Origin of the sequence: Clostridium carboxidivorans P7 (assembly GCF_001038625.1) — a bacterium.
Classification (GTDB): domain Bacteria; phylum Bacillota; class Clostridia; order Clostridiales; family Clostridiaceae; genus Clostridium_AM; species Clostridium_AM carboxidivorans.
The window spans coordinates 628,341-643,381 of sequence record NZ_CP011803.1; the positions used below are offsets into that span (position 1 = coordinate 628,341).

Annotated in this window: 14 protein-coding genes; 9 read left to right on the top strand and 5 right to left on the bottom strand. The window is 29.9% G+C overall.

Annotated elements, in window-relative coordinates; genetic code table 11:
* Positions 1-244: 244 nt before the first annotated feature.
* The 6 genes from Ccar_RS02735 (at position 245) to Ccar_RS02760 (ending at position 7,031) form a co-directional block, all read left to right on the top strand.
* A complete protein-coding gene (locus tag Ccar_RS02735; RefSeq protein WP_048029861.1) occupies positions 245-2,128 on the top strand; it encodes a MutS family DNA mismatch repair protein in 1,884 nt (627 codons plus the stop codon).
* A 263-nt stretch (positions 2,129-2,391) separates the two neighbouring features.
* Entirely contained in the window at positions 2,392-3,360 is a 969-nt protein-coding gene (locus tag Ccar_RS02740) for a GntR family transcriptional regulator (RefSeq protein ID WP_007059000.1), read from the top strand.
* Positions 3,361-3,376: 16 nt separating this feature from the next.
* Positions 3,377-4,060, top strand: coding sequence for an epoxyqueuosine reductase (locus Ccar_RS02745; RefSeq protein WP_007058999.1), 684 nt, complete (start codon positions 3,377-3,379; stop codon positions 4,058-4,060).
* Positions 4,061-4,093: 33 nt separating this feature from the next.
* Positions 4,094-5,113 carry a C40 family peptidase gene (locus Ccar_RS02750; protein WP_007058998.1) on the top strand — a complete coding sequence of 340 codons (1,020 nt, stop codon included), beginning with the start codon at positions 4,094-4,096 and terminating at the stop codon, positions 5,111-5,113.
* A gap of 151 nt (positions 5,114-5,264) precedes the next feature.
* A complete protein-coding gene (locus Ccar_RS02755) occupies positions 5,265-6,179 on the top strand; it encodes a class I SAM-dependent methyltransferase (RefSeq protein ID WP_007058997.1) in 915 nt (304 codons plus the stop codon).
* A 117-nt stretch (positions 6,180-6,296) separates the two neighbouring features.
* Positions 6,297-7,031, top strand: coding sequence for a hypothetical protein (locus Ccar_RS02760; RefSeq protein ID WP_007058996.1), 735 nt, complete (start codon positions 6,297-6,299; stop codon positions 7,029-7,031).
* Between the two features lie 61 nt (positions 7,032-7,092).
* Here Ccar_RS02760 and Ccar_RS02765 read toward each other — a convergent pair whose 3' ends face one another.
* Together Ccar_RS02765 and Ccar_RS26620 are read right to left on the bottom strand one after the other, a co-directional pair.
* Positions 7,093-7,383, bottom strand: a complete 291-nt coding sequence (locus Ccar_RS02765) for a hypothetical protein (protein ID WP_007058995.1) — start codon at positions 7,381-7,383, stop codon at positions 7,093-7,095.
* A 17-nt stretch (positions 7,384-7,400) separates the two neighbouring features.
* Entirely contained in the window at positions 7,401-9,293 is a 1,893-nt protein-coding gene (locus tag Ccar_RS26620) for a 5'-nucleotidase, lipoprotein e(P4) family (RefSeq protein WP_007058994.1), read from the bottom strand.
* A 243-nt stretch (positions 9,294-9,536) separates the two neighbouring features.
* Here Ccar_RS26620 and Ccar_RS02780 point away from each other — a divergent pair, with 243 nt between their 5' ends.
* Both Ccar_RS02780 and Ccar_RS02785 read left to right on the top strand, forming a co-directional pair.
* The gene (locus Ccar_RS02780; RefSeq protein ID WP_007058993.1) at positions 9,537-10,034 is read left to right on the top strand and encodes a GNAT family N-acetyltransferase; all 498 of its coding nucleotides are present in this window, start codon (positions 9,537-9,539) and stop codon (positions 10,032-10,034) included.
* A 202-nt stretch (positions 10,035-10,236) separates the two neighbouring features.
* Positions 10,237-10,854: a DUF2238 domain-containing protein gene (locus Ccar_RS02785; protein WP_007058992.1), complete on the top strand. Its 618-nt coding sequence runs from the start codon at positions 10,237-10,239 to the stop codon at positions 10,852-10,854.
* A gap of 155 nt (positions 10,855-11,009) precedes the next feature.
* Here Ccar_RS02785 and Ccar_RS02790 read toward each other — a convergent pair whose 3' ends face one another.
* Positions 11,010-12,236, bottom strand: coding sequence for an aminopeptidase (locus Ccar_RS02790; RefSeq protein WP_007058991.1), 1,227 nt, complete (start codon positions 12,234-12,236; stop codon positions 11,010-11,012).
* Positions 12,237-12,303: 67 nt separating this feature from the next.
* Positions 12,304-13,065, bottom strand: a complete 762-nt coding sequence (locus Ccar_RS02795) for a DeoR/GlpR family DNA-binding transcription regulator (protein ID WP_007058990.1) — start codon at positions 13,063-13,065, stop codon at positions 12,304-12,306.
* Between the two features lie 304 nt (positions 13,066-13,369).
* Between Ccar_RS02795 and Ccar_RS02800 the strand changes: the two genes are divergently transcribed.
* Positions 13,370-14,173, top strand: coding sequence for a Cof-type HAD-IIB family hydrolase (locus Ccar_RS02800; RefSeq protein ID WP_007058989.1), 804 nt, complete (start codon positions 13,370-13,372; stop codon positions 14,171-14,173).
* A gap of 66 nt (positions 14,174-14,239) precedes the next feature.
* Here the strand turns inward: Ccar_RS02800 and Ccar_RS02805 are convergent, their stop codons facing one another.
* Positions 14,240-15,040 carry a nitroreductase family protein gene (locus tag Ccar_RS02805; RefSeq protein ID WP_007058988.1) on the bottom strand — a complete coding sequence of 267 codons (801 nt, stop codon included), beginning with the start codon at positions 15,038-15,040 and terminating at the stop codon, positions 14,240-14,242.
* Position 15,041 lies beyond the last annotated feature (1 nt).

Consider the following 15,041-nt stretch of genomic DNA (forward strand, 5'->3'; position numbering starts at 1 on the left):
CTGAATTAGAATATTAGTTGTATGTTTCAAGGTTGAAAAAATGTATTTAACTTGAATTTCAAGAACGTATATGGATTGTGTAAATCTATATACGTTCTTTACTTTAAAATACTTGAGTTATATGTTTTATATGATGTATTATTATACTTGGGAATAATTCACTTTAGTTAAAAATTAATATGATTTAATGGATTTGTATAAAGTGGAACATTTTATCAAAAAACATTTAGATAGGAGAAGTAATTTGATATCAATATTAAAGGAATATGAAAAGAGAAAAACTAAATATAATTTATTATTAAAAAAACAAGAGAAGCGTATAAGTAATTTAAGTAATTTAAGACTTGCCGCTTTTCTACTAGGATTTGTAATTTTAATAAGAATGTACACCTTAAAATTGTATTTCATGTTTGATTCTGTAGTCTTAGTTATGATTATTTTGCTTTGTTATCTAGCTCATTTACATAAGGACATAGAAAATAAAAAGAAATATATAAATGCACTTAAGGAGATAAATGAAACTTCAATAAAAAGATTAAAGGGAGAATGGAAAAGCTTTAAGGATAGTGGAGAGGAATTTATAGATGAGAACCATAATTATTCCTACGATCTTGATATTTTTGGAAAAGGTTCTTTGTTTCAATGGATAAATACATGTCGTACTTATATTGGAAGACGAAGGTTGAAGCAAATATTAACGGAAAAACCTGAAGATGAACAGAGTATACATGATAGACAGTGTGCAGTTATAGAACTTGGACCTAAAATACATTTTAGACAGAGGCTTGAGGCAGAAGGAAAAATAATTTGTAATGACAAACAGGATACCAAGGAACTTTTTTCATGGATAAAAGAAAGAAATGACTATATATTAAAAAATAAAATAATTTGGATTTTAAGAATTCTTTCAACGGTGACTGGAATAACTAGTTTAACGTTAATAGTTAGAATAATTGATTATGTCATAGCTGTTTTACTTGATACTAGCAGAAGTGCACCAAAAATATTTTATATAATTCCATACTATATTCCTATTTTTTTAATTTTTATTCAATGTATTATTTTAAGAATAAAAAGAGAAGATAGAATGAAAAATTTAATTATTGCAGAAAAGTATAATTATAACGTAAAAACATATAGAAACATGCTTAAGCATATAGAAAAGCATAAATTTAAGTCAAAGTACATTATAGATTTGTGTAAAATACTTTATGATAATGATGCCAAAAGCGCATATAAACAAATAGATACTTTTTCTAAGATTTGTGAATCTATAGTAAGTAGACGTAATGCTTTATATCCCGTTTTGAATTCAATTCTCATGTTAGAATATCACTGGACCATTTCTATTGAAAGATGGAAGACAAAAGCAGGTAATGACTTTGAAAAGTGGCTTAGCATAATAGGGGAACTAGAGGCATTATGCAGTATTGCAAATATTAAATATGACAATCCTCATTGGAGTATGCCTGAAATTGTAACTGGAACATCAATGATTACAGCAAAAAATATGGGTCATCCTCTTTTAGGAGAAAAAAGGGTATGTAATGATTTAAATATAGAAGAACCATATCAAGTTATGCTTATAACGGGGTCTAATATGTCAGGAAAAAGTACATTTATGAGGACTGTAGGAATTAACGTTATATTGGCATATGCTGGAGCTCCTGTATGTGCATATCAATTTTGCTGTCCTATTATGGAGCTCTATAGTTGTATGAGAACAAGTGATGATTTAGGGCAAAGTATATCTTCCTTTTATGCAGAAATATTAAAAATAAAAAATATTGTTAAAGCCTCAAAGGAAGGTAAAAAGGTACTATTTTTATTAGATGAAATCTTTAAAGGAACTAACTCAAAGGATAGACATACTGGAGCTATGATTTTAGTAAAACAATTAAGTAGAACTGGAAACTTAGGATTTATATCCACTCATGACTTGGAACTAGGCGAAATGGCAAATGATAAAGATTCAAAAATTAAAAACTACCATTTCTCTGAATACTACAGAGATAATAAAATTTATTTTGATTACAAATTGAAAGCAGGAATTTCACCTACAAGAAATGCTTTATATCTAATGAAATTAGCTGGAATTGAAATAGAAGAAAATAATGAGGGTGAATAGAGGGTTTTTATTATTAATTATCCAACTTTTAAAATAAAATTAAACAGATAAATTAATGAAATAGAAATCTAAAATACAAGTTTTAATAGAGCTTTGTGTTTTAGATTTTTTTCGTATAAAGAGCTGTCATACTAAAAATAAAAAATAGCATTGACAATGCTTGAAATTTCCATTATTATATACATAGTTTAATAGTTTTATATTAAACTATGTAATTTGAAATATCAATTAAAGATAAATTTAAATTAGAAAGGTGTGTGCAAATGAAATTTTGTATTAATAAAAAAGTAGATTTTCCTATATATCAACAGTTAAAAGAACAAATAAAATACTTTTTATTAAGTGGCATGTTACAAGCTGGTGAAAAAGTTCCTTCGCCAATGGAATTAGAAAAACTTCTAAAAATAAATCGTAATACAGTAATTTCAGCTTATAAAGAATTAGAAAAGGAGGGGTTATTGGTGGGTAAAAGGGGACAAGGTACATATGTTTCAGACAATATTAATGACTATAATACTAAAAAACATAACAAGGAATTATTAACACTTGCTGAGGAAACTATAGAAAAAACAAAACAATTAGGGTTTAAACCAGAAGAATTGTTTACAGTAATTTTTAATTATACTGTTTTAGGAGTAACTGATTCAAAGCAAACATGTTTAAAAGCCTTGCTCACAGAAAGTGCTATTCAAGATTTAGAGTATTTTAGAGATGTTTTAATAAAAGAACTTGGTATTAATATTGATATCTGCCTTTTGTCAGAACTTCAAGATAACATAGATTCAGAAACAGTAAGAAATTGTGATTTTATCATAACAGGTTTTAATCATGTTGAAGATGTTAAAGCAATTATTGAGCCTTTAGGTAAAGAAGTTATTGGACTTATGGCAGCACCTCGCATTCATGCTTTTATGAGTATTGCAAAATTAAGTTCTGGTACAAAAGTTGGTATTGTATGTGGAACTACACATGGAGCTTTGAATATGAAAAAAGCAATTGAGGATGCAGGGGTTCAAAATATTACAATTATTACTTGTGGAACAGAAAACAAAAAACAATTGTTAGATATGCTTAAAAAAGTTGATGTTGTTATAACCTCACGAGCAGCTTTTGACACTGTGAAAGCTTCACTTCCGCAAGGAGTTCAGCTTTTAGAGTTTTTTTCAGAACTAGATAGAAATAGCTTACAAATGTTAAAACAGTACATTAATAATAAAGCAGCTTTAAAATAAAAAGAAGGTATAAATAATGATTGATTCTAATGAAATAAAAAAATTTTTATATGATTTAGGAGCAGAGATATGTGGTATAGCGCCTATTGAAAGATTTAAAAATGCTCCAGATGGTTTTCATCCAAAAGATATTTTTCCTGAATGTAAGTCGGTAGTAGTTTTTGCAAAAAGAGCACCATCAGCAAGTATGCTTAGCGGCAATAGAGTGGTATATACACAGGTTACTATATCTATTTTCAAGGAGCTGGATAGAATATGCGTAAATACGTGCTGTTATTTAGATAAACTTCATGTGGGTGCAGTGATGATACCAGCAGATAACCCATATGAATATTGGGATAATGAAAAAAAGCAGGGAAAGGGCATATTATCTTTAAAACATGCAGGAGAATTAGCTGGTATTGGAGTTATGGGGAAAAACACTCTTTTAGTAAATGAAGATTTAGGAAATATGATGTACTTAGGAGCTTTACTTATAGATAAAGTTGTAGATTATGATCCAATGATAACTGAAAACTATTGCTACGATAAGTGTAAAGTATGCATTGAAAATTGTCCTAAGAAGGCACTTAATGGTGTAACTGTAGATCAGTCATTATGCAGAAGTAATATAGCTGCACAATCAGCTAAAGGGGACTGGTTATATAACTGTAATAAATGCAGAACTTTATGTCCTAATGTATTAGGACATAAAAAATAATGTGAAATGTTTTTAACTAGGGAGGTTAAAGTATTGAATAAAAAAACTTTGTCTGTTGTGATTGCTTTAACATTAGCAGCAACAATTAATGGAAGTGTTTTGGCAGCACCATCAAATGATAATACACAAATAGCTCAAATTCAACAGCAAAAACAAGATTTAGAAACAAAAGTGGAAAAGTTGGACAACCAGATAACAGAAATAATGAAGCAAATAGATGGAAATAAAAAAAGTATTGAAAAAACTACAGCTGATATAAAGGCAACAGGACAGGAATTAGCTAATGCAGAAAGTAACATAAAGGGACAGCAAGATGTATTTAATAAAAGAATAAGAACTATGTATATAAATGGTTCAAATAGTTATTTAGGTGTTATATTAGAATCTAGTAATTTAAGTGATTTCATATCAAGAATGGATACTATTAGAAAAATAGTAGGTTTTGATGAAAAAGTAATAAATGACTTAAAACAAAAGAAGGATATAATAACAAAGAAAAAAGAAGCTCTAAATAATGAAAATAATAAGCTTTTAGCTTTAAAGGCAGATAATGAAAAGAAATTAGAGAGTTTTAATATCAATAAAAGTGAGCAAAAAAATTTAATTGCAAGCCTAGACTCTAAAGAAAAAGCTCTTAAAGATGCAAATGCTCAAAGTCAAGTTGAAAAATATAGTGCAGCATCACCAGCGTTGTCAAGAGGCTCATCATCAGCTAGTGCAGTAGTTGCATATGCATCAACTTTCCAAGGAGTGCCTTATGAATGGGGAGGAAATGGTCCAAGCTCCTTTGATTGTACTGGTTTTACTTGTTACGTTTTTGCACACTTTGGAATAAGTTTGGAAAGAGTAGCTGATCAGCAGCAACAGCAAGGAACTTATGTATCAAGAGGCGAGCTTCAACCAGGGGATTTAGTTTTCTTTGGATCACCAGCTCATCATGTTGGAATATATGTAGGTGATGGATGTATGATTCATGCACCACATACGGGAGATGTAGTTAAGATTTCTCCATTACATTCTGACTTTAGTGGAGGAAGAAGAGTATTGAAGTAGAATATTATTCTATAAAAAAACGCCACGATAAATGTGACGAATTTGTAAACTTTTCATTCTTTATGTCATTATTATACCACAAAATGGATAAAAAGTCAAGTATTGCAGTGTTGTTGCAGGTGTTGTATATATTATTAGAGGTGATAATTTTATGGAACAAAAAAGCATAACAGCACTAGTAAGTGCATTTTCAAGAGCATACCATTCAACACAAAATTCAGAGAAAATATTTGATGATTATTTGGCAAAGAAAATATTGACGGAGGATGAATATGAAGAAATAGCAAATAATATGGCAAAAGGAATATCTTTTTTTAATCCATCTTTTTCAGGTACACAGGAGGAAGCTTTGAGGTGGGTCGTTGATAATCAATTATCACCAACTCCATTGAGTAGAGGAGCATTTGCGGAAGGATTACTTAAAAATGCTGTACAAAATGGTGCAAAACAGTATTTAATTTTTGCAGCTGGATATGACACATTTGCATATCGCCAATCTGACTGGGCATCAAAAATTGAAATTTTTGAAATTGATCATCCTGCTACTGCTGCAGACAAGCAAAAACGTATTAAATCAGTGGTATCGGAAAAACCAGCAAATCTACATTATGTGTCTGCGGATTTTAGGGAAAATAACTGGCAAAGTAATTTACTTGAATGTATAGAATTTGACAAAAGCAAAATTAGCTTTTGTAGTTTGCTTGGAATAAGTTACTATTTGTCTAAACAGGTATTTGCAGAAACACTTAATATAATTTCAGGCTTTATACCAAAAGGTAGTAGTATTGTTTTTGATTATAATGATGAGAAGGCTTATACAGATAAAGCAGGAGAACGAGCTAAAATACAAGTAGCACTGGCTGGTGCTTCAAATGAAAAAATGCTTGGAAGTTATTCTTATATGGAATTGGAGAAACTATTGTCTGAAAGTAATTTCATGATTTATGAACATTTGACACCGGATGAAATAACAGAGAAGTACTTTACAAAATATAATAAGGAGAATCCCAATCATCAAATGACAGCTTTTGATAATGTGAACTATTGTCTTGCTGTTAGAAAATAAATGTGAAAGTTTTTCATTAAGGTGGCATAGATTTTTAATGACTTTGAAATTTAACAAGCACAACAGATTAAATTACTAATAAAATAATATTGAATTAATAATTATGGAGCTGCATATATGTTTTTTAGATTTCCTGAGAATTTGATACAAAACAAAAATAAAGTATATATTGTAGATAAAAAATTTGCAGATGTGAATGGTGATGGTTATATTGAAACTTTAATAATTACAGGAAAGAAACCTTATGGAGAAAATGGTTTTATAAAAGATATAACTCTTACTGTAAAAAATGAAAAAACGGGATTGAATATAAAAGTAAAGCCAAAAGAAAATTCAGGTTATGAGCCTAATTTATTTATAGGAAGGTTTGATGAAAAAAGTAGCATACCATATGTATTTTTATCTATAGCTTCAGGAGGTAGTGGAGGATATTATTTTAATTATATTTATTCCTTTAAAAGAAATGTAGCAGAAGTTGTTTTTGATTATGATAAATTTAGTATTGAAAATGTATATAATGCTGTATATGAAAATTTTTATAGAGTAAGTGTAAAATCAGAAAATAAGGATTTGAAAGGCATAATAGATCTTAAGTCCATAAGAGATGAGGAGTATTTGTCCAAACTTTATAATAAAGATGGAACTCTTAAAGAGCCTACAGCGGCAGGGGTATTGTTTCTTTCTAATCTTTCACCCTTAAGCATAAATGGATCTGAGGTTTTTAAACTTTTAACGAATCAAAGAATAATAGGAATTTATAATGCAGATACATTAGGTTATGTAGAATCTATTTTAAAGTGGGATAAAGATAAATTTATACCTTTAGTAACTAGGTTAGTAGTATCAATGTAATATAAAAACCAATTGCAAATATAACGTATTTACAATTGGTTTTTATATAATTATTTAGTCTTTATATTTTTTTATAATGACCATCTATTTTACCATAAGGAATTAAAACAATTGGTTGATTTGCAGGTGTAAATAATTCTATTCCTTCTTGGTTTTCGTCTGGTCTGAAATATTTTTTCCCTAACTTTTCAACTATCCATCCTGTAATTCCTTTAGGGATTGAACCAAAATTACCGTTTTTTTCAACTGATTCAAAGGATGGCATTGCAGTACCTGTTCCATATAGAGGAGAATAGTAGCATCTTTCTGTAATTTCAATTCTGTATAACTTTTTTGTTTCTAAAAAACTCATTAAAATCCCTCATTTCTTTAGTTAGTTCCATCTGCTCTCCAAGTTCTAAGTTTAGCTTTTCTTGCTGCATCTTTTTGCTGTGCACTAAGTCCCCAGTAACCAGAAGCAACAGCTGGTTCCCAGTCACCATAGGATGGATTTGGAAGAGCAATAAATTTAGTTCCAAAGGAATCTTTATTTTTATCTGCAGAAGCGTTTCTCTGATCTAAACTTACACCATAAGTACCTATAGGCATGTCATTTTCATTATCGCCCATATAAGTTACAACATTATAATCTTTTGCAACAGCATCAAATCTAGGCTGCTTATTGCCTTTATCTGTTTGAAGAAGAAGATGTTTATCATCTACATTAGGGAAGCCTAAATCTTTCAAGTTTTTCATAGTTCCTTGCATTCCGTTTTTTGCATCTCTATTAGTAACATAGAATACTTCTACTCCTTTGCTTGAAAGGTATTGTAAAAGATCTTTAGCACCAGGCATAGCACCAGCTTTTGCTGCATCAACCCATTTTGCCCAGCTATCATTAGCGTAAGCATCATTATAGCCTGTATGACCTGCATCATAAGCAGTGTTATCTATAACTGCTTCGTCACAATCTGTGATTATAGCTAAAGGTTTATCACCTGATTTATGATTTTTAAGAGCTTCATCTACTTGCATTTTAGTTAGATTATAAGCTTGGTAACATAATTCTTTATATTCTGCAGCAGTTTGCATCCATAATAATGCCATTACATCCTGTTCGTTTAAATCCTTTTGAGAATAAGCAGCAGGAGCTGGCTTTGGTACTGGAGCTGACTGCACTGTTTTTGGCAATAATTTTATTGTCTGTCCAACATAGATTAAATTAACATTGGAAATATTGTTGATTTTAGCTAGTGCTTTGAAATCCATAGAGAATTTCAAACCTATTCTAAATAAATTATCACCAGGTTTAACGACATAAGTGTCTTGAGTAGTAGTTGTTGTTGGAACAGCTGGAGCTTGAGCAGTATTTGAAGCTGAAGCACTTTTTACAGCTGGAGCACCATCTGCTCTCCAGGTTCTAAGTTGAGCCTTTCGTGCTTCATCCTTTTTAGCTGCGCTAAGACCCCAGTAACCAGAAGCTACAGCTGGTTCCCAGTCGCCATAGGATGGGTTTGGAAGAGCAATAAACTTAGTTCCAAAGGAATCTTTGTTTTTATCTGCAGCATCATTTCTCTGCTGTAGAGTTTTACCATAAGTATCTACAGGTAAGTCATTTTCGTTGTCACCCATATAAAATACAACGTTATAGTCTTTTGCAACAGCATCAAATCTAGCCTGTTTATTTCCTTTGTCTGTTTGAAGAAGAACATGTTTTTCATCTATGTTAGGAAAACCTAAATTTTTTAAGTTTTTCATAGTGCCTTGTAATCCTGTCTTAGCATCCCTGTTAGTAACATAAAAAACCTCTACTCCTTTATTTGAAAGGTATTGTAAAAAGTCTTTAGCACCAGGCATAGCATCAGCTTTTGATGCATCAACCCATTTCCCCCAACTATCATTGGCATAAGCAGTATTGTGGTCTATGTGACCTGCATCATAGGCAGTATTGTCTATAACTGATTCATCACAGTCTGTAATTATAGCTAAAGGTTTATCACCTGATTTATGATTTTTAACAGCTGCATCTACTTGCATTTTTCCAGCATTATAAGCTTGATAACAAAGCTCTTTGTATTCTGCAGAAGTCTGCATCCAAAGCAGAGCCATTACTTCCTGTTCATTTAAGTCCTTTTGAGTATAATTTGATTTAACTGTTGCTGATGTTACTGTGTCTGGCTTTGAAGCAAAAGCTGGATTTGCAGCAAAAGTAACAATAGGTGAAAGTATGAGTGAAGTGCTTAAAGCAAGAGATAAGAGAATATTAATTTTCTTTTTTAACATAATTTCTAAGTCCCCCTTTGAAATTTTGTAATTAATAGTCAAGCTGACACTTTAATAGTTAGGTTGGCTATTTATGTAATATTTTATTATAATTATATTGAAAATATAATGAATTGTAAATACAATATGGTTATTAAAGAAAAATAAATATTAACAGAAAGATATTATGATGCGATTTATTAAGGCGTAAGGGAAAATGTAAATAAAACATATTATAAAAACTTTAAATCAGGAGGCGGCAGATTGAACAGTAAATTTTTAGAATCAGAAAGATTAATTTTAAAGCCATTATCCTTTAAAGAATTGGTATATATTAAGGATAATGATATTAGTAATATTGAAATAGAAGCAGTATCTAATTCTGTTAAGTCAGCAGTATCAAAGAAATTGAGCAAAATGAAATATATCGGTTCAGAGTTTCATGAATGGTATACATATTGGTTAATTATAAGCAAAAATAATGAAAAAGGGATAGGCTTCATTGGCTTTAAAGGACTACCAGATGAAAATGGTTATTTAGAAGTGGGATATAGTATTTCACCTAATCATAGAAAAAAGAGGATTATGACAGAAGCTTTAAAAACATTAGTTACATGGGCTTCTGAATTTCAAGACTGCAGGGGAATAATTGCCAGGGTTTTAAAAAGCAATATAGGGTCTCATAAAGTGTTAACTAATTGCAATTTTAAAGTAAATAGTTCTAATGAGGAAGAAAATAATTATACTCTTAAATTAAAATAGAAATGTAACATGATAAGTATAAAAGAATTAGGTTTTACCGAATATTGGTTGTAATACTTTTATTTTATATAACAAGATTGAAAAAGAAGGTAAATTTAGCTAATATAAGAGTACATGATAAATTATAATATAAGAAAAAGTTCGCTGTAAGCTGCATTTTTTTATTAAGTTTTGTGCTTTGAGCGAAGCAAAGGGGATGGATATGAATATGAAAGAAGTAAGTAAAATACATAGTACGTTTTTGGCAATATTTTCTATAGTATTTATTTGGTCTGCTATTTACCCTAAAGATTCTTTTACTTGGGTTTTAGAAGTTTTTCCAGCAGTTATAGGAATTATAATTATAATATTTACGTATAAAAAATTTAGATTTACTACTTTTGTTTATGGCTTGATTCTAATTCATGCAATTATATTGTTAATAGGTGGACATTACACTTACGCAGAAATGCCTTTGTTTAATTGGATAAAAGATAGTTTTCATTTAAGTAGAAATTACTATGATCGCTTAGGGCATTTTGCTCAAGGGTTTATACCAGCTTTTATTTCTAGAGAGATATTAATTAGAAAATCTTATTTAAAAAAAGGTAAGATGTTATTATTTATTGTTATATGTATTTGTTTGGCAATAAGTGCAGCTTATGAACTTATAGAATGGTTGGTAGCCGAAGTAACAGGTTCTGCAGCAGATGCTTTTTTAGGAACTCAAGGAGATGTGTGGGATACCCAATGGGATATGTTTTTAGCTTTAATAGGTTCAATGTCAGCTGTATTTATGTTTTCTAAAATTCATGATAAGTGTATAGAAAAATTTAAATAAAATAAATTTAAAGGGGATGTTTTAGACATTCCCTTTTAAATTTTATAACTAAAAATCCTATTTTGTATTTTGAAAATACCATATGAAGTTGCAAATTTTAAAATAAAACTTATTGTATAGTTTATCTATCTTGAGAGTGTGAATTTTAGAAAAAGCTATGCAAAGTTTCCATTTATAAATACAGGAATTTCTTTACCATCCTTTGTAATACCTGTAATACTTAAATCTTTTGTACCAATCATAAAGTCTACATGCTCAAAAGAATCATTTACACCTGCATTTTTTAAATCTTCCTTACTCATATTTTCACTGTTTTTTAAACAAGTAGGATAAGCTTCACCTATAGCCAGGTGGCAGGAAGCATTTTCGTCAAATAAGGTATTATAGAATAATATATTTGAATTGGAAATTGGAGAATCAAAAGGTACAAGAGCAACTTCTCCAAGGTAATGAGTACCTTCATCTGTTTCTATTAAGTTTTTTAAATTATCATAACCTTTTTCACAAGTAAAATCTACAATTTTTCCATCTTTAAAGGTAAGAGTAAAGTTTTCTATAAGATTGCCATTATAATTTAAAGGCTTAGAACTTGTAACTTTACCATTTACACCGAACTTATAAGGTAAAGTAAATACTTCTTCTGTAGGAATATTAGCCATAAATTCAGTACCTTCTGGTGTAAAAGAAGAGCCACCAAGCCATAAATGATTTTCTGGAAGTTCTATTTTTAAATCAGTGCCCAGGGAATTTTTATAAACAAGATATTTAAAGTTATTTTTATTAAGAAAATCCATAGACTTTTTTAAATTATTCTGGTGATTATTCCAAGCTTCTATAGGATCATCTTTATCAGCTCTTACAGCTTTAAATATAGCATTCCAAAGCTTTTCTACTGCCTCATCTTCCGAAACATCCTTAAATACCTTTTTAGCCCAGGCTTTTGTTGGAACAGAAGCAACACACCACACATTTTTGTCTGCCATAAGCCTTTCTCTATATTCAGACAATGCAGCACTTTGAGCCTTATTAGACCTCATTATTCTTTCAGGGTTTACGTCCTTCATAAGTTCAGGATTTGAAGCAGCAATACTAAAAAAAGCAGCCCCTTTTTTAGCACAAGATACGAATAAATCTTTTTGCCAGCTAGGAAATTCATCAAATATTTCATCTTTTCCATGTAAGTATTTTATTTTAGAGGAAAGTTCATCTCTCCAATTTATTATTACTTCTCTAGCCCCTTCTTTATAGGCAATTTCAGAAATAGTTCTGGTAAAGTCACCGCATTCTATAGGTGAATTTATAACTAAAATTTGATTTTGTTGTATGTTCAATCCTGTTTTTACGATAATTTGAGAATATTTTTCTAAATAATCTTTATGCATCTTAAAACATCCTTTCATAAAAAGATATTATAAGTATAACCAATGTAGTTATATTTTACAAAAAGGTTTATATTAACTTCACATCTAATTTTTTTAATTTTTCTTTAATATCATCATTAATGTCTGAATCAGTGATTATAACATGGAGTTCATCTAAAGTAGCAAATTTATATATACTATCTAAATTGAACTTTTCTTTTTCAATAAGCAAGAATACTTCTTTGCTGTTGGAAATTACAGTTTCTTTAAGATTACCATCTTCTAAGTCAGTGGTGCCTGCGCTGTTAGTAATTAAATTTACACCTGAGCTCCCTAAAAAGCTTTTATTAAAAGTATATTTAGATATACTTCTAATTGCCTCTGAACCAAAAACTCCACCAGCTTTATTATCATATATTCCTCCTATACATATTAACTTAACATTTTTATTATCATTAAAAAGAGGTGGAATTGTTGGCATGTTAGTTATCAAAGTTACTTTTTTATTACTATTAGCAATTAGTCTAGCTAACAGAAAATCAATACTTGAAGGTTCTAAAAAAATCACATCTTCATCTTCTATAAGATTAAAGGCTTTCTCAGATATTACCTTTTTACTGCTTAAGTTCAACTTCATTCTATCAGTTATAGGACTGCTTTTAGAAATTCTTCTGCTTAATATAGCCCCGCCATAGGTTCTTTGAATAGCACCATCTCTTTCTAATCTTTGCAAGTCCTTCCTTACCATACCTTCTGAAACATTAAATCGTTCACTTAGTTCTTTTACCTTTACCCTACCATTTTCGTTAAGTATACTTAATATTTGTTCTAATCGTTCTTCAGTAAACATTTAAGCACCTCATTAATTATCAATGTTTATCATTATTGATTAATATTATAACATTACTATTAAAATTCACAAAATATCTTGAATAAAATTTTAAAATGATATACAATGATAATAAATGATAAACAATAATAATAAATGATATTAATTGATAGAACTGTTTTAAAGATCATATGATTTAGCGTAATAGGGTAATGCCTAGCGTGATATTTTATATGTTTAGGCATCTTCAAAAACTAGGTGTAGTATTGTTTTTTTGAAGATGCCTAATAAATCAATAGTAGAGGAATATCTTGGGAGGTAAAATATGTACAAACTATTAGCTGTTGATATGGATGGTACATTATTAAATAGTAATAGAATTATTTCAAAAGCAAATAAGGAAGCAATTAGAAAGGCTGTAGAAAAGGGTGTTAATGTTGTTATAACATCTGGAAGAGGGCTTAAGGGTGTGGATAATTTTTTGGACGAAGTTCATTTAAGAGGAGAGAATCAATACCTTATTGCAAATAACGGGGGAACTATATATAGAACTAGTAATTTTGAATGTGTTGCATATAAAGGATTAAGAGGCAGGGATTTGATAAAAGCACATACTTTAAGCAAGAAATTTGGACTTAATATGATTGCATATACTCATGAAGGTCCTATTGCAGCAGAGGAAAGTGAATTTACAAGATTTGAAGCAGAATATGTTGGAACTCCTGTTAAAATTATTAATTTTAAATCAGATATTGAAGATAATGATGAAATTACAAAGATATTATTTTCTCAGACAGAAGAATTGTTAGACAAAAAAATGCTTGAGTTGCCAAAGAAATTTTATACTGAATATAATGTGGTGAAAACTATGCCAATAATTTTGGAAGTTATGAATAAAAATTGTAACAAGGGTTATGGTGTAAAAGTTTTAGCAGATAAATTAGGAATAAAAAAAGAAGAGGTAATGTGCATAGGTGACCAAGCAAATGATGTTGAAATGTTAACTTATGCTGGTCTTGGGGTTGCAATGGGAAATGCCATTGAAGAGCTTAAGGATATAGCTCAATATGTAACCTTAGACAATGATAATGATGGAGTGGCAAAGGCTATTAAAAAATTTATATTGTAAACTAATTGCTTTGTATCAGAAACTGCTTATATGGACAGCAGCACATAAGCAGCTTTTGTTTTAAACTTACCCTATACATGTAACATCTAATTTATTACGATCTACTAATCTTTTATATTTGTATTTAGGATATCCAACCATAAGAGCACCTGTGATTACTTTATCCTTAGGGATATTGAATAAATCTAATAATGGTCTATAATTTAAAAATGCACAAAATTCAAATAGTCCAGCCCAACAAGAACCTAATCCTAATGTAGGTGCAAATAGTTCCACATAGGATAATGCAGAAATGCTGTTTTCTCGTCCATTTTTAAAATCCTTTGGTGCAGTTGCGAGTATAAGATGAGGAGCATCACGTAAAATTGAATCTATGCCATTTTTTCTATAATTATTTACATGTCTTGAAAAACTCCAGTGAAGATCAATGTTATCTTCCATCCACTTAACTATTATTTCAGTAGATTTTTCTAATATTTTTTTATCTTTTACGATAATATAGGATACTCCTTGTGAATTGCTGGCAGTAGGGGCAAAACGTGCAATATTAACTAATTTTAATAGTTCTTCATATGGCACAGATGTATTTTTATAACATCTTATTGACCTGCGTGATCTAAGAAAGTATTCAGCAGTTTTTGAATCCAAACCTTTAAAATCTTCTATTTCTACCTGACTATTTAGTGGTGTTTTAACATTGTCAAGTGCACCACAAGGGCATACAGCAGCACATTGTCCACAGGCAATACAAGAATTGTTATTGTTTTTTGGACCATCTTCTTTCATATACAAAGCTGTAGTTGGACAAACTTTTGTACAAGCTCCGCATTTTACACATAATGATTCATTTACTTTAATTAAATTCATT

Excerpts from the sequence above, each read along its gene's own strand:
- Ccar_RS02745 (WP_007058999.1), top strand. The coding sequence starts at position 3,377 with ATGATTGATTCTAATGAAATAAAAAAATTTTTATATGATTTAGGAGCA.
- Ccar_RS02795 (WP_007058990.1), bottom strand. The coding sequence starts at position 13,065 with ATGTTTACTGAAGAACGATTAGAACAAATATTAAGTATACTTAACGAA.
- Ccar_RS02740 (WP_007059000.1), top strand. The coding sequence starts at position 2,392 with ATGAAATTTTGTATTAATAAAAAAGTAGATTTTCCTATATATCAACAG.
- Ccar_RS02760 (WP_007058996.1), top strand. The coding sequence starts at position 6,297 with ATGTTTTTTAGATTTCCTGAGAATTTGATACAAAACAAAAATAAAGTA.
- Ccar_RS02805 (WP_007058988.1), bottom strand. The coding sequence starts at position 15,040 with ATGAATTTAATTAAAGTAAATGAATCATTATGTGTAAAATGCGGAGCT.
- Ccar_RS02790 (WP_007058991.1), bottom strand. The coding sequence starts at position 12,236 with ATGCATAAAGATTATTTAGAAAAATATTCTCAAATTATCGTAAAAACA.
- Ccar_RS02800 (WP_007058989.1), top strand. The coding sequence starts at position 13,370 with ATGTACAAACTATTAGCTGTTGATATGGATGGTACATTATTAAATAGT.
- Ccar_RS02785 (WP_007058992.1), top strand. The coding sequence starts at position 10,237 with ATGAATATGAAAGAAGTAAGTAAAATACATAGTACGTTTTTGGCAATA.
- Ccar_RS02765 (WP_007058995.1), bottom strand. The coding sequence starts at position 7,383 with ATGAGTTTTTTAGAAACAAAAAAGTTATACAGAATTGAAATTACAGAA.
- Ccar_RS26620 (WP_007058994.1), bottom strand. The coding sequence starts at position 9,293 with ATGTTAAAAAAGAAAATTAATATTCTCTTATCTCTTGCTTTAAGCACT.
- Ccar_RS02755 (WP_007058997.1), top strand. The coding sequence starts at position 5,265 with ATGGAACAAAAAAGCATAACAGCACTAGTAAGTGCATTTTCAAGAGCA.